Genomic DNA, 13,151 nt, shown 5'->3' on the forward strand with positions numbered 1-13,151 from the left:
AAAGGCCGACAGGGCTCCATGTGTTGGTCATGGTTGCGTCATGACGGGCCGCCGCTCAGGACCTCCATGCGGTAGCCCACGCCGCGCAGCGTGTGGATGGTGAAGCCGGACGTGCTCGTCCACCCGAGCTTCTTCTTCAGGTTCGACACGAAGTTGTCCACCGTGCGCGGATCCACCACGACGTCGCGGCCCCACACCGCGTCCAGGATTTCGCCTCGGGGCAGGGCGCGGTCGCGGTGGCGCAGGAGGAACGCCAGCAGGTCGAACTCCGTGCGCGTCAGGTCCACTTCACTGCCGTCCGCCCGCAGCACCGCGCGGCGGCCCAGGTCCAGCGTGAAGGCGCCAAAGGTCACCACCTGCGGCGGCGCCGTGCCCGCCCGGCGCACCAGCGCCTGCACGCGCGCGAGCAGCTCCCGCAGCCGGTAGGGCTTGGTGAGGTAGTCCTGCGCGCCGGCCTCGAAGCCTCGCACCAGGTCGTCCTCCAGCGAGCGCGCGGTGAGCATCAACACCATGCTCTTCACGCCCTCCGCGCGCAGGCGGCGGCAGAAGCTGTAGCCGTCCTCGCCCGGCAGCATCACGTCCAGGATGAGCAGGTCGAAAGCCCGCGACTCCAGGTGCGGCGCCGCGTCCTTCGCGGACGGGGCGTCCGTCACGTCGTAGCCCTCGTCGCGCAGGTTGTCGCGCAGGCCCATGCGCAGGTTGGCGTCGTCCTCGACGATGAGGATGGTCGGGCGGGTGGTGGAGGGTGGCGTCTGCGTCGTCATCGGCGCGTCTCGGGAAAGGTCAGGGCGAAGGTCGTGCCTTCGGGGCCGGAGGAGGCCACCTGGATGCTGCCCTGGTGCAGGCCCATGATTCTGCGGCACAGCGCCAGCCCCAGGCCACTTCCATGCACCTCCGGCCCGGGTGTTGTCAGTCGGTAGAAGTCCTGGAACACGCGCTCCCATTCCTCCGGGGGAATGCCCACCCCGTTGTCGCTGAAGAGCACCGTGGCGCCAAAGCCCGGCTGCGGATAGGCGCGCACCGTGAGGACCACCGGGCTTCGCAGGTTGTACAGACAGGCGTTGCGGCCCAGGTTGGCGAAGAGCATCCGCACGAGCGACGCGTCCGCGTCCAGCTCCACGTCCCCCACGTCCGAGCTCAGCTCCACCGGCACGGTGACGGCGTCCATCAGGTCGTCGCGCAGGTTGCCCACCGCCTCCTCCAGCCGCACGCGCGCGGGCCTCAGCGCCCATCGCCCCTTGTCGATGCGGTTGAAGGACAGGATGTTCTCCACCAGGAAGTGCAGGCCCTCCGCCGCGCGCACGATGCGGGTGGGGTAGTCCCCCGCCTCCGGGCTCTTGCCCAGCCGGCGCTCCAGCGTCTCCCCCAACAGGCGGATGGACGCGAGCGGCGTGCGCAATTCGTGGGACACGGTGGAGACGAAGTCGCTCTTGAGCTCCACGAAGCGGTACTTGCGCTGCTGGGCCACCACCGCCAGCGCCGCGATGGCCGACGCGAGAGCGCCGCACGCCGCCACGAGCAGCGTCTTCAGGCCGTACCTCGCCTCGATGTCCGCCTCCGCCGCGGCCCAGCCGGGCGTGGCCACCTCCAGCCCCGGGTGCTTCAGGGGCCGCGCCACGCCGCCGGGCCCCAGCCGCACCTGGCCATCCCGGGGGATGAGGTTGCGCCCGCGCAGCTCCTGCGTCAGCTCGGAGAGCAGCGCGCCCATGTCCACGGCCAGCCCGTGCACCTGTTCGGCCGCGGGCTCCACGTACCACTGCTCGGCCAGGAGCGTGGGACCGTCCAGCGGCTCCGGCAGCACCAGGGCTCCCGCGCCGGCCTCCTGCACGCGCGCCACGAAGGCGTCGGAGGGCTCCGACAGGGTGTGGCTCAACGCCACGATGCGCGCCTGGAGGAAGTTGAAGTCCGGCTGCGTGAGCTGGGCCCGGGAGCGCAGCACGTTGCGCTGCAGGCCCGCGTCCCGCGACATGCCGCCCAGCTCCTCCGGAAGGCCTTCGCGCACCAGCGCCCGGATGAGGGGCTGCGTTTCCTCGCCGCGTTGCAGGTACTCCACCATCAATAGGGTGAAGGGCAGCTCCTGATCCGGCGGCAGCGGGTGCGCTGCGTGGTAGCGCAGCAGGGACTCCACCGCCGCGTCCTTGCGCGCCTCGCTGCTGGAGGCCAGGGCGGCCTCCGCCGCGCGCAGCCGGGACAGCCGCTCCTGGTAGGGGGAGGGGGCCTGACCGTCCTCCAGCGCGTGCGCCAGCATCGTGTAGTTGGCCTGGGCCGGGACGTCCGCGCCCTCCCGGGTCCAGTCCACGCGCGGCAGGAACTGGTGGCCTCGGAAGAGCAGGTAGTAGCCCTCGGCGGGCAGCAGCGGGTCGCCCACGGCCGCGTTGAGCTTCGGCAGGTGGGACTTCATCATCTGCGCGAGCGCGGTGCGCAGGGACTCGGCCGCCAGCTGCTCCAGGGCAATCCGCCGCGAGCGCACCTGGGCGCGCGCGTCCTCACGCTCCTGGGTGAAGATGCGCTGGAGGCTCACCAGCCCCCATCCGAGGGCCAGCAGACCGAAGCCCAGGGCGAGCAATGTGGGGAGGAGTCGGCGCAGCATTCGCGTCCCTTGGGACTGTAGCAGTGTCGACAGGTTTGCGGGCCGGGAGCCTCCAGGGTGAATAAAGTGGGGGCAGCCGGCGTCCCCACGGGTGTCTGGAGATCGGAGACGGAGTCATGGGTTCTCGATGGTGGATGGGTTTGATTGTCGGCCTGGCGACCCAGGGGGCGTTCGCGCAGACCTCGCCGGTCGCAGCGGATGACTGGGGTGATGACGGGTACTCCCAGCAGTCCAACGCGGATGATTCCGGGCCCATCGCGCCCTCTGCGCCCCCTGACCTGCCCGCCGAGTCACCGACCCCCCGGCCCTATGCCGGCGCGGTCTGGACGTCCGGGCACTGGTACTGGGACGGCGACAGCTGGCAGTTCAAGTCCGGCGGCTGGGTGGAGCGCATGCCCGGCTACCAGTACGTCAACGGCTACTGGGCGCAGGACGACGACGTCTGGCGCTGGGTGTCCGGCGGCTGGGCCCAGGAGGGCTCCACCGAGGTGGAGATCCCCGTGGAGGTCGCCAGCGAGGACGTGACGGCCACCCAGGCGCCTCCGGCCCTGCGCGTGGAGTCGCAGCCCCCCGCGCCGTCCGTGGGCTACACGTGGGCGCCGGGCTACTGGTACTGGGGCGCCAACGGCTACGAGTGGGTCTCCGGCTCCTGGATGGAGCCGCCGCGTCCGGGCCTGGTGTTCGTGTCGCCGCACTGGGTGCGCCGCGGCCCGTCCTGGGCGTTCGTGGGCGGCGGCTGGGGCTACAACGGCTCGGTGCGCGTCGTCGTGCCGGTCTACCGCCACGCGCACATCTCGTTCTCCTTCGGCCGTCCGAACCTGTTCCTGCGCTCGTGGTACCGGTATCCGGGCGTGTCGTGGCGCTACTACGACTACGGGCACAGCCGTTACCGCCCGGGGGGTTACCGCTACTCGCGCCCGGGGCCGTACCGGTACAACAGCCCGCGCTCGCATGACGCGTCGCCCGGGCGCTACTCGTCCAACGGCGGCCGGGGCAACAGCCGTCCCGGGCCCTACCGTCCGCAGGGCAGCGGCGTCCACTCGTCGAACAACGGCAACAGCAGCAACAGCGGCGGCTGGGGTGGCACGCGCAATCCGCCCCCCGGTGGGAACGGCACGAGCGGCGGCTCGCACCAGTCCAGCGGCGGTTGGGGTGGCGGCTCCAACCCCGGGCGTCCGTCGTCGGGTGGCGGCGCTCACCAGTCCAACGGTGGCTCCGGCGGTTGGAATGGCGGCTCCAGCCCCGGGCGTCCGTCGTCGGGTGGCGGCTCCAGCTCCAGCCCCGGGCGTCCGTCGTCGGGTGGCGGGGGACGCTCCTCGTCCAGCAACGGCGGCGGTTGGGGTGGCGGCAGCTCCGGCCGCGTCCAGCAGACCGGCGGCGGGTCCTCCAGCAGCAACAGCGGCGGTTGGGGTGGCGGCAGCTCCGGTCGCGGCGGGGGTTCCTCCTCCTCGCGCGGCTCCAGCGGCGGCTCGTCTCACGGCTCCAGCAGCCGCGGCGGTGGCAGCGGCGGCGGCTGGGGTGGCGGCTCCGGCGGTGGTGGCCATCGCTGAGTGAAGTGACGGCGGATGGGCCGGGTCAGACCTCGACCTGGCCCATCAGCCACGTCTCCAGCTCCGCCAGCTCGCGCTCCTGCGGCGGGTGGCGGGCGCGGACCTCGGCGACGGCCTGCTGCATCCCGTTGCGGCTGTGCGGCTTGCCGGTGAGCGCCGCCTGCAGGTCCTGCACGAGGTCCGGGTAGAGCGCATCCGAGAAGACCTGCGCGCGGGTGACGTGTCCGTTCTCCGTGTCGACGTGGACCTCGAAGAAGCCCCACGACAGGTACTCCACCATCTGGTGGCTGAAGCGGGGCGCGTTGCCGAAGCGCCAGTCCCACGATGCGTAGTGGTCGAAGGTGCGCTTGAGTGACGGCTGGCTCTCCAGGAACGAGGGCTCCAGCAGCTCCGGCTCCGCGGTGGCGCCGTGGAAGTCGCAGAAGGCGCCGATCATCGCCTTCACCAGCGACTCATGGGAGGTCTCCGGCTGGAGGTCGCGGATGTTCATCACGCGCGAGCGCACCGACGCGCTGCCCTTGGACTCCAGCTTCTTCGGGTGCGGCGTGAGGTAGTTGGCCAGCCGCGACAGGTTGGCGTGGATGAGGAACGTGCCGTGGTGGAAGGCGCGGTCCTTCGTCTCGCGGTACGCGCTGCCGCTGATCTTCCGGGGGCCGTCCTCCAGCGGAATCACCAGGTCGTTGCGCCCGGACGCCTGCGCCGTCACGCCCAGCCGCGACAGCGCGTCCAGCAGGATGCGGACGTTCGCCGTCTTGTCGTAGCCCTCCTTCGCGGACAGGAACGTGAAGCAGGTGTTGCCCAGGTCGTGGAACACCGCGCCGCCGCCGCTGGTGCGTCGCGCGAGGAAGACCTTGTCCTCCTCCATGCGCGCAAGGTTGCACTCGGACCACGGGTTCTGGTTGCGGCCGATGACGACCGTGTTGTCGTTGCGCCAGAGGAAGAGCGTCTGGGTGGAGGGATCCAACTCGCGGAAGATCCAGTCCTCGGTCGCCAGGTTGAACCAGGGGTTGTACGTCTCCGACAGCAGGATGCGGACGCGCGGGGCTTGAGACATGGGCGCGGAGCATAACCGCCCGCCACGTGCTTGCAGGGACTTGCGCCGTCCCCCTCAGGACATCCGTTCCGCCCTGGGGGCAATGGCCGAGGGGGGCTGCCTCCGGAAGACTCCGGCGCGTGTCGGGCGCGGAGTGCGGGTGCGCGCCATGGGGGCGGCCATGCGTGGAGTGTTTTCCCTGTCGCGGCCTCGTGCGGGCGGTCCGGTGGTGCTGTGGGGTGGGGCGCAGCCATCCGGCAGCCTCAAGTACCTCACCTTCGCGCGCTACCTGGCCGCGATGCCGCCGGGCTCGCGCGGGCTGGTGGAGCTGTCCGGCGCGTCGAGCGCGCTGGCGCTGGACCTCCTGGGCCGCGAGCGGGGCCTGCCCACGGTGGCCCTGACGGACGCGGCGGGCGCGACGTACCTGCGCGCCAACGGCTTCCAGGGGCAGGTGCGCCAGGTGGACTCGATGGCGGACATGTTCCACCAGGCCCAGTCCCTGGAGCGCGAGGGCTGGAGCTGGCCCCGGCAGCTCACCAATCGAGCGATGGTCGCGTGCGTGGAGGCCTGGGCGTCGGGGCTGCGCGCGCAGGTGCGCGAGCGCTTCCCCACGGTGCGGCACGTGGTGTGTGGCTTCGGCACGGGCGCGACGCTGGTGGGCCTGACGCGCGTCTTCATGGCCGGTGGCTTCACCGTCACCGGCCTGCAGCCCGCGCCCGGCACGTCGGTGCCCGGCTGGCGCACGTGGGGGGCCCAGAACCTGGGCGCGGAGGACCTGTTCTTCGAACACCAGCCGCGCATGCTCCTGGCCACGGCCGCCGCCACGCCGGATGCCTTCACCGCGCTCCTGGACTGGGCGCGCCGGCAGCCGAATCCCGAACGGGTGCTCGTCATCGCGCACAACGCCCGGGAGCCGGACGCCGCCCGCGCCTGAGGCGACCGCGCGCCTACCGGTGCGCCGCTTCGATTCGCGCCCGCACGGCGGCCACTCCGTCGCGCGGGTACGCGGGCACGTGGGACAGCTCGCGTTCAGCCAGCCGCAGGAGCGTGCGTGCGAGGCCCGGCGTATCGCCTTCCAAAGCTCGCGCCAGCTCACCGCCGGTCTCCGGATACACGCGCTCCACGCGCCGCACCGGATCCAATCCGTCCAACAGCGAAGCAGCGGGGGCGGGGACGTGGCGCGCGAGCAGCAGGCAGAACAGGCGCACCGCTTCGTAGAGCCGCGAGCGTCCGCTGAGCCCTTCGCCGCGCGCGTGGCGGCCCACGCCCACCAGCACCTGCGTGAGCCACTGTCCGAAGAGCCACGCGTCGTCCGGGGCCGTGCGCTGGAGCTCCGACGCTGTGTCCCGCGCGCGCTCGTCCATGCGCTCCGTCACGCCGCCCTTGTCCAGCAGCACGCGGTAGCGGTTGACGCGCGCGAACGACAGCTCCTCCAGGTCGAACACCGCGAACTCCAGCAGGTGCCCGTCGCGGTACACGACCTTGAGGCCGTGCGCCGTCTCTCGGAACGCCAGCGCCACGTCCTCCGCGCGGGGCAGCCAGCCGCGCTCCTGTCTCAATGTTTCAGCGTGTCCGGGCCATGCGACGACGAAGAAGTCATGGTCGCTGAAGTCATCCGGCGCGTAGTCGCGCGCCGCCATCGAGCCCAGCGCCACGAGCCCGCGGAAACGGCCGTCCGCGTCAGCCCTGCGCGTCAATTCCACGGTGAAGGCCTGATAGGCAGCAGTGTCCAAACGCGTGCTCCTCGGGAAGGGCCCGCATGCTGACACTCCGACGCGGGGCGTTGAAATCGTAATGCATTGCGTTGATTTAAAGTTGCGCGATGCGTCTTTGTTTCTGACGCAATGGGTCGCAGAGGGAAAGGAGAACAAACACATGCGTCTGTCCTGACCCGGAGCTGACACGCTTTTCAGTTAATTCTGAGGTTGGCTTGATTTTTATCAGAGCCTCGCTTTATGGGCTGATTCGCGGGTCAATCCCTTCGATGATCCGCCCTCCCCAATCAGGAGCCTGTATGCGAAACGCCGTCCGGACCCTCGTTCTGACTGTCGCGGTTCTTGCCCTCTGGGCGCAGCCCGCGCGCGCCGCGGATACGTACACGCAGACGAAGTACCCCATCGTGCTGGCGCACGGCATGGCGGGTTTTGATTCGCTGTTCGGGGTGCTCGACTACTTCTACGGCATCGAGTCGACGCTGAAGTCGGGCGGCTCGAAGGTCTACATCACGCACGTTCCGCAGTTCAACACGAGCGAGGCGCGCGGCGAGGCGCTGCTGGCGCAGGTGCAGGACGTGCTCGCGCGTTCGGGCGCGAAGAAGGTGAACCTGATTGGCCACAGCCACGGCGGCCTGGACGTGCGCTACGTGGCGGCGGTGCGGCCGGACCTGGTGGCGTCCGTGACGACGGTGGGCACGCCGCACAAGGGCGCGGACCTGGCCACCTACCTGCGCTCGAACATCAAGGGCGGTTCGTTCACGGAGGGCGTGCTGTCGTACTTCGCGAACAACCTGGGCCTGGTGCTGGGCCTGCTGTCCGGCCACACGCAGTCCCAGGACGCGATTGGCGCGCTGACGGCGCTGTCCGCTTCGGGCGCGGCCACGTACAACGCGAAGTACCCGGCGGGTCTGCCCACCTCCTCGTGCGGCACTGGCGCGGCGACGGGCACGCAGGGGCAGCGCTACTACTCCTGGTCCGGCACGGATCCCTTCACCAACGTCTTCGACGCGTCCGACTACGCGCTGAAGCTGTCGTCCTTCTTCTACAGCGAGTCCAACGACGGCCTCGTGGGCCGCTGCAGCTCGCGCTTCGGCACGGTCATCCGTGACAACTACGACATGAACCACCTGGACGAGGTGAACCAGGTGCTGGGCCTCACCGCGTTCTTCACCGACCCGAAGTCCGTGTTCCGCACCCAGGCGAACCGCCTGAAGACCGCGGGCCTGTAATCCCCCAAGGAGTGCCCCGCCATGAAGCGCCGCGCCGTCATTCTCGTGGTCGCGCTGTGCGCCCTCCTGGGTGCCGGCGTCTTCTCGTGGTGGAAGGTCCGGGCGGAGGACGCGCCCGGACCCGCTGTAACGCCGTCCGCCGTTCCCGTAGCGCAGGCGTCGCGGCCTCAGGCTGCGTCTCCCGCCGTTCCCGGTGCCGTCGTGACGGCGAGCCCGGACTCGCAGGCTGGCGCGCCGCTGCCGCCACTGCCCGGTTCGCTCCAGGACACGGAGGAGGATGGCGCGGTGCTGGTGGATGCGTCCGGGCACCTGGTGCCAAACGCGGACCTGCGCCGGCTCTTCAACTACTACCTGTCCGCCACGGGCGAGGAGTCCGCGTCGCTCATCCGCGAGCGCATCCTCGCGGCCCTGCGGGCGAAGAAGCTGCCTGCCGCCGCCATGGACGAAGCGGTGCAGGTGCTGGACGACTACCTGGCCTACCTGGAGGCAGCGCGGGGCCTGGGGTCGAAGGGCTCCGCGGCCACGATGGACACCGCCGAGCGTCTGGAGTCCCTGCGCAAGCTGCGCCGGGAGCACCTGGGCGGCGCGGCTGACGGTCTCTTCGGGCAGGAGGAGGCGGTGGACGCCGTCGCCGTGGAGCGGCTGAAGCTGATGAAGGACGCGTCGCTGACGAAGGAGGAGCGCGAGCAGCGCATGGCGGCCCTGGAGGAGCGGCTGCCCCCGGACGTGCGCGCCAGTCGCGAGGAGGCCGTGCGCCCGCTGCGGCAGCAGGCCGTGGAGCAGGAGCTGCTGGCGGCGGGAGCGACGGCGGCGGACCTGCACCAGCACCGGCTGTCCACCGTGGGGCCGGAGGCCACCGGGCGGCTGGAGGCGCTGGACGCGGAGCGCGCGCAGTGGAAGCAGCGGCTGGCGGACTTCCGCGCGAAGCGTGAGTCGCTGGCCCAGAGCGAGCCGGACCCTGCCCGGCGTCAGGCCGCGGTGCAGCGGCTGCTCTTCGACTCGTTCACCCCGGAGGAGCGCCTCCGGGTGGAGGCCTCGGACACCATCGAAGCGGCCTCTGGTTCCGGAGGCGGGTGAGGCGGCTTCAGGTCCGCTTGAACCCTATTCGTGCGTGAGGCCGAAGAGCGACCGCAGCCTTCCGAGGATGCGGCCCGCCTCGGGTGAGTGGTCCGGTCCTCCGCCCGCGGCCTGGGCCACGGCGCGCAGCTGGGTGCGGCGCTGGGCGAGGAGCGCGGAGAGCTGCCGGGCGAGGCCCGGGTAGTCGGAGAACAGGCGCGCGAAGGTGGGCCGGTCCAGCTCCAACAGCACGGAGTCCTGGAGCGCCACCACCGTGGCGGCGCGGGGCTCGCCGGTGAGCAGGGACATCTCCCCGATGTACTGGCCCGGCCCCAGCCTCGTGATTTCGGACTGGAGCGTGCCGGCGCGCACGCTGACCTCTCCGGAGGCCACGACGTAGAAGGTCCCGCCCTCGTCGCCCTCCTGGATGATGCGCTCGTTGCGGCCGAAGCGGCGCACCACCACCTCGCACTGCAGGCGCTCCACCTCCTCCGGGCCCAGCGGCGTGAAGAGGTCCACCTGGCGCAAGAGGTCGCGCACGGTTTCGTCCGCCAGCTCGCGGCGGCGCTGCTTCGTCTCGCGGCGCAGGGTCACCGTGCGCTGGGCGTGGGGCAGCTCCATGCCCTCGCGGCGCAGCCGGTACCACAGCCGTGTGTGCAGCTCCTCCTTCACGCTGTCCGACAGCGCGAAGTCATTGAGGAACACGCGCACCATGTACTGCGTGTTGGACTCCGTGAAGCCCACCGTGCGCGCCAGCGGCGGAGGCTGCACCAGGACCTGGGGAATCTCCCGGGCCACCTCCAGCAGCGCCTGCTTCACCTGGTTGGGCGGCGCGTCCAGGGACACGCCCACCTGCACCTCGATGCCCACGGGCTCGCGGTGCTGGGTGAAGTTCTTCACGTGCTCCTTGCCCACCATGCTGTTGGGCAGGGTGATGACCTCACGCCGGAAGTTGGCGATGCGGATGGAGCGCCACCCGATGTGCACCACCCGTCCGGTGTGCTCGCCAATGCGGATGAAGTCGCCCACCTCGAACGGCCGGTCCAATTGCAGCGACAGGCCCGCGAAGAGGTTGCCCAGCGTCTCCTGGAGCGCCAGACCGATGACCACCGTCAGCACCGCGGTGGACGCGACCAGTCCCGCCAGGTCCAGGTTGAGCTGGCTCTGGAGGATGGGGACGGTGGCGAGCGCGTACAGCGTGAAGTCGATGACGTCGCGCAGAATCTTCGGCGTCGTCACCGGCGAGCGCATCCGCACCAGCTTCAGCGCGAACGCCACCGCGGCCCGGATGACGCCGTAGGCGAACGTGAGCATCCAGCCCACGCCCACGAACTTGCGCAGGCCCTCCGGCGTCGACGCCTCCGGCAGCAGGCGCGACACCAGCCGCAGCACCAGGAAGGCGAGCAGCATCCGCACCGCGCCCCGCAGGTCGTCGCGCAGGTCCGGGTCGCGGGTGGTCCGTTGGATGCCCAGCAGGAGCACCGTCAGGATGGAGCCCGCCAGCAGGGGGAGGTGGCCTTCGAGGAAGTTCAACACGTCCGGTGAATCAGACCGGGGGCGCGCGCACGGGTCAAGGTGGCGGTTGACGGGTGGGCGCCGAGCGGGGATACACGCCCCCCATGACGCTTGCCTCGGTGCAGGGACAGCCCCGCGCGATGGACGCGCTCCAATCCGCCCTGCGGTCTGGCTCGGTGCATCACGCCTACCTGTTCGCCGGGCCCGAAGGCGTGGGCAAGGAGCTGGCTGCGGTGGGCCTGGCCCAGGCCCTCACGTGCCCGGAAGCCCCGGAGGTGGGCTGCGGCAAGTGCGCCAGCTGCGTGCGCCTGGCCAAGGGGCTGCACCCGGACGTCACCTGGGTGATGCCGGACGACGAGCGCGTGTCGCGAGGACTCGCGGGCCGCTCCGACTTCACCGGCACGCCCAGCCGCGAGCTGCGAGTGGAGCAGATTCGCCAGCTCCAGGAGCGCCTGGCGCTGCGCGGCCTGGAGTCCAAGCGCAAGGTGGCCATCCTGGTCAGCGCGGAGCAGATGAACGTCCAAGCGCAGAACGCGTTCCTCAAGACGCTGGAGGAGCCGCCCGCGGAGACCACCCTCATCCTGGTGGCGAGCGCCATGGACCGGCTGCTGCCCACCATCCGCAGCCGGTGCAGCAAGGTCTACTTCGGTCCGCTGCCCGTGGACATGGTCGCACGGCACGTGCAGCAGGAGCGCAAGCTGGACGCGGACACCGCCGCCCTGGCCGCGGTGATGTCCGGAGGCAGCCTGGGCCGCGCCCTCGCGCTGGACGTGGGCGCGCTGAAGGAGCGCAAGGACGTCCTCACCGCCTTTGAAGCCCTGAGCGGCAACGACATCCCGGCCCTCCTTCGCTTCGCGGAGGCGCACGGCGGCTCGCGCGAGGACGCGGACACGGCGCTGGAGCTGCTCATCCTGTGGACGCGGGACGTGTCTCTCGCGAAGGCCGGGGCGCTGGAGTCGCTGGCGAACCGGGACATGACGGCGCTGGCGGAGGACGCGGCGAAGCGCACGTCGGAGGCCGCGCTGCACCGGCGGCATTCGCTGCTGGAGTCAGCGCGCACGGCCATCGGTTCGCGCAACGGCGCGCCCCGGTTGCAGCTGGAGCGGCTGCTCATCGAACTGTGCGTGGAGGGCCGATGAGCGCGGACATGGACGAGGTGCTGGCGGAGGTGAAGGGCGGCAAGGTGTGGCCGCTGTACCTCCTGTGGGGCGAGGAGTTCCTGGTCAGGAAGGGCGCCGACGAGCTGGTGAAGACGCTGGTGCCGGACGCCGCCATGGGGCTGAACCTCGCGGTGCTGGACGCGGCCTCCCCGCGCGAGGTGGCGCAGGAGCTGGCCACGCTGCCGCTGTTCCCCGGGCGCAAGGTGGTGCTGGTGCGCGACCCGGAGTTCCTTGCGCCCAAGAAGGGCAAGGGCGACGCGCTGGCCAAGGCGCGCGACGCGTGGAAGGCGGGCAAGCGCAAGGAAGGCGCCCGGCGGCTGCTGGCGCTCGCGGGCCGTGCGGGCTGGGGCGTGGATCAACTGGACCCCCGCGTGCCCGGTGCGCCCTCGGTGGAGCAGTGGAAGGACGAGCTCAACGTGGACCTGGCGGAGGCGGACCTGGCCTTCCTCCAGGAGGCCGCGGCCTTCTGCCGTGACGAGCGCATCAGCGCCCCGGAAGGGGATGCGTCCGCGCTCCTGGAGCTGCTCCAGAAGGGCGTACCGCCGGGGCACGCGCTGGTGCTCGCGGCCACGGACGTGGACTCGCGCAGCCCGCTGCTCAAGTTCGCGCAGGACAAGGGCCGCCTCTTCGAGCGCAAGGTGGCCGCGCGCCACAAGGACCTGGACCTCAGTGAAATCTCCAGGGAGTTCCTCGCCCCCTTCAAGAAGAAGCTGGGGCCGGGCGCGCTGGAGGGCTTGAAGGAGCGCATCGGCGGCAACATCCGGCTGCTCCAGTCGGAGCTGGAGAAGCTGGCCGTCTACGCGGAGGGGCCCACCATCGAAGCGCAGCACGTGGCGCTGCTGGTGCACCACGCGCGCGAGGAGGAGTTCTTCGAGCTGACGGAGGCGCTCCAGAAGCGCGAGCTGCGCGACGCGCTCTCCTACGCGGAGGACGCGATGGGGCAGGGCACGCACGCGCTGCAGCTGTTGGGCGCGGTGGCGTCCATCGTCCGCTCGCTGCTGGAGAACCACGCATGGTTGGAGAAGTACGCGGGCGGCCAACCGCCGCGCACCGGCCGCGACGTGGAGGCGCGCATCCTCCCCAAGCTGGAGGCTGAGCTGAAGGCCACCAAGCGCAAGACGCCCAATGCGTGGGCGCTCGCGTTTGGCATGCAGGCCGCCGCCCGCTACGAGCGCCGCGAACTGCTCAACGCCCTGGTGGCGTGCGCGGACGCGGACCTGGCCCTGAAGTCCTCCGCCAGCGGGAAGCTCGTCATCGAGCGGCTGTTGTGGACGGTGTGCACCCGCGCCTGAAAGGGCCCGGG

Annotated in this window: 11 protein-coding genes; 6 read left to right on the forward strand and 5 right to left on the reverse strand. The window is 71.0% G+C overall.

The features are described from left to right. Positions 1 to 38: 38 nt before the first annotated feature. Both D7Y04_RS31485 and D7Y04_RS31490 read right to left on the reverse strand, forming a co-directional pair. Positions 39 to 764 (reverse strand): response regulator transcription factor, encoded by a 726-nt coding sequence (locus D7Y04_RS31485; RefSeq protein WP_120594512.1) that lies wholly within the window; start codon positions 762 to 764, stop codon positions 39 to 41. Further along, a complete protein-coding gene (locus D7Y04_RS31490) occupies positions 761 to 2,590 on the reverse strand; it encodes a HAMP domain-containing sensor histidine kinase (protein ID WP_120594513.1) in 1,830 nt (609 codons plus the stop codon). Before D7Y04_RS31490 ends, D7Y04_RS31485 begins: the two co-directional genes overlap by 4 nt. A 116-nt stretch (positions 2,591 to 2,706) precedes the next feature. On the opposite strand from D7Y04_RS31490, the gene D7Y04_RS46620 reads away from it, so the two are divergent. Beyond that, entirely contained in the window at positions 2,707 to 4,140 is a 1,434-nt protein-coding gene (locus tag D7Y04_RS46620) for a hypothetical protein (RefSeq protein ID WP_304988642.1), read from the forward strand. Positions 4,141 to 4,165: 25 nt separating this feature from the next. Here D7Y04_RS46620 and D7Y04_RS31500 read toward each other — a convergent pair whose 3' ends face one another. After that, positions 4,166 to 5,194: a lipoate--protein ligase gene (locus tag D7Y04_RS31500; RefSeq protein WP_120594514.1), complete on the reverse strand. Its 1,029-nt coding sequence runs from the start codon at positions 5,192 to 5,194 to the stop codon at positions 4,166 to 4,168. 160 nt (positions 5,195 to 5,354) lie between these two features. Between D7Y04_RS31500 and D7Y04_RS31505 the strand changes: the two genes are divergently transcribed. Further along, positions 5,355 to 6,107: a pyridoxal-phosphate dependent enzyme gene (locus D7Y04_RS31505; protein WP_121761691.1), complete on the forward strand. Its 753-nt coding sequence runs from the start codon at positions 5,355 to 5,357 to the stop codon at positions 6,105 to 6,107. Positions 6,108 to 6,120: 13 nt separating this feature from the next. Here the strand turns inward: D7Y04_RS31505 and D7Y04_RS31510 are convergent, their stop codons facing one another. Next, entirely contained in the window at positions 6,121 to 6,906 is a 786-nt protein-coding gene (locus D7Y04_RS31510; RefSeq protein ID WP_120594515.1) for a hypothetical protein, read from the reverse strand. Positions 6,907 to 7,187: 281 nt separating this feature from the next. On the opposite strand from D7Y04_RS31510, the gene D7Y04_RS31515 reads away from it, so the two are divergent. Together D7Y04_RS31515 and D7Y04_RS31520 are read left to right on the forward strand one after the other, a co-directional pair. Then, positions 7,188 to 8,117: a triacylglycerol lipase gene (locus D7Y04_RS31515; protein WP_120578082.1), complete on the forward strand. Its 930-nt coding sequence runs from the start codon at positions 7,188 to 7,190 to the stop codon at positions 8,115 to 8,117. Between the two features lie 21 nt (positions 8,118 to 8,138). Then, entirely contained in the window at positions 8,139 to 9,194 is a 1,056-nt protein-coding gene (locus D7Y04_RS31520) for a lipase secretion chaperone (protein WP_121761650.1), read from the forward strand. Positions 9,195 to 9,218: 24 nt separating this feature from the next. Here D7Y04_RS31520 and D7Y04_RS31525 read toward each other — a convergent pair whose 3' ends face one another. Next, positions 9,219 to 10,709, reverse strand: a complete 1,491-nt coding sequence (locus tag D7Y04_RS31525; RefSeq protein ID WP_121761651.1) for a mechanosensitive ion channel family protein — start codon at positions 10,707 to 10,709, stop codon at positions 9,219 to 9,221. A gap of 83 nt (positions 10,710 to 10,792) precedes the next feature. Between D7Y04_RS31525 and holB the strand changes: the two genes are divergently transcribed. Together holB and holA are read left to right on the forward strand one after the other, a co-directional pair. Beyond that, on the forward strand, positions 10,793 to 11,827 hold the full coding sequence (holB, locus tag D7Y04_RS31530) for a DNA polymerase III subunit delta' (RefSeq protein ID WP_121761652.1): 1,035 nt from the start codon (positions 10,793 to 10,795) through the stop codon (positions 11,825 to 11,827). Next, positions 11,824 to 13,140, forward strand: a complete 1,317-nt coding sequence (gene holA / locus D7Y04_RS31535; protein WP_120594520.1) for a DNA polymerase III subunit delta — start codon at positions 11,824 to 11,826, stop codon at positions 13,138 to 13,140. The genes holB and holA overlap by 4 nt, the downstream gene beginning before the upstream one ends. The last annotated feature ends 11 nt before the right edge of the window (positions 13,141 to 13,151 follow it).

This window comes from Corallococcus sp. AB038B, assembly GCF_003668955.1.
Lineage (GTDB): Bacteria > Myxococcota > Myxococcia > Myxococcales > Myxococcaceae > Corallococcus > Corallococcus exiguus.

Bases quoted from the DNA above. Each gene is read 5' to 3' on its own strand.
- holA (WP_120594520.1), top strand. From the start codon at position 11,824: ATGAGCGCGGACATGGACGAGGTGCTGGCGGAGGTGAAGGGCGGCAAG.
- D7Y04_RS31520 (WP_121761650.1), top strand. From the start codon at position 8,139: ATGAAGCGCCGCGCCGTCATTCTCGTGGTCGCGCTGTGCGCCCTCCTG.
- D7Y04_RS31485 (WP_120594512.1), bottom strand. From the start codon at position 764: ATGACGACGCAGACGCCACCCTCCACCACCCGCCCGACCATCCTCATC.
- D7Y04_RS31500 (WP_120594514.1), bottom strand. From the start codon at position 5,194: ATGTCTCAAGCCCCGCGCGTCCGCATCCTGCTGTCGGAGACGTACAAC.
- D7Y04_RS31515 (WP_120578082.1), top strand. From the start codon at position 7,188: ATGCGAAACGCCGTCCGGACCCTCGTTCTGACTGTCGCGGTTCTTGCC.
- D7Y04_RS31505 (WP_121761691.1), top strand. From the start codon at position 5,355: ATGCGTGGAGTGTTTTCCCTGTCGCGGCCTCGTGCGGGCGGTCCGGTG.
- holB (WP_121761652.1), top strand. From the start codon at position 10,793: ATGACGCTTGCCTCGGTGCAGGGACAGCCCCGCGCGATGGACGCGCTC.
- D7Y04_RS31490 (WP_120594513.1), bottom strand. From the start codon at position 2,590: ATGCTGCGCCGACTCCTCCCCACATTGCTCGCCCTGGGCTTCGGTCTG.
- D7Y04_RS46620 (WP_304988642.1), top strand. From the start codon at position 2,707: ATGGGTTCTCGATGGTGGATGGGTTTGATTGTCGGCCTGGCGACCCAG.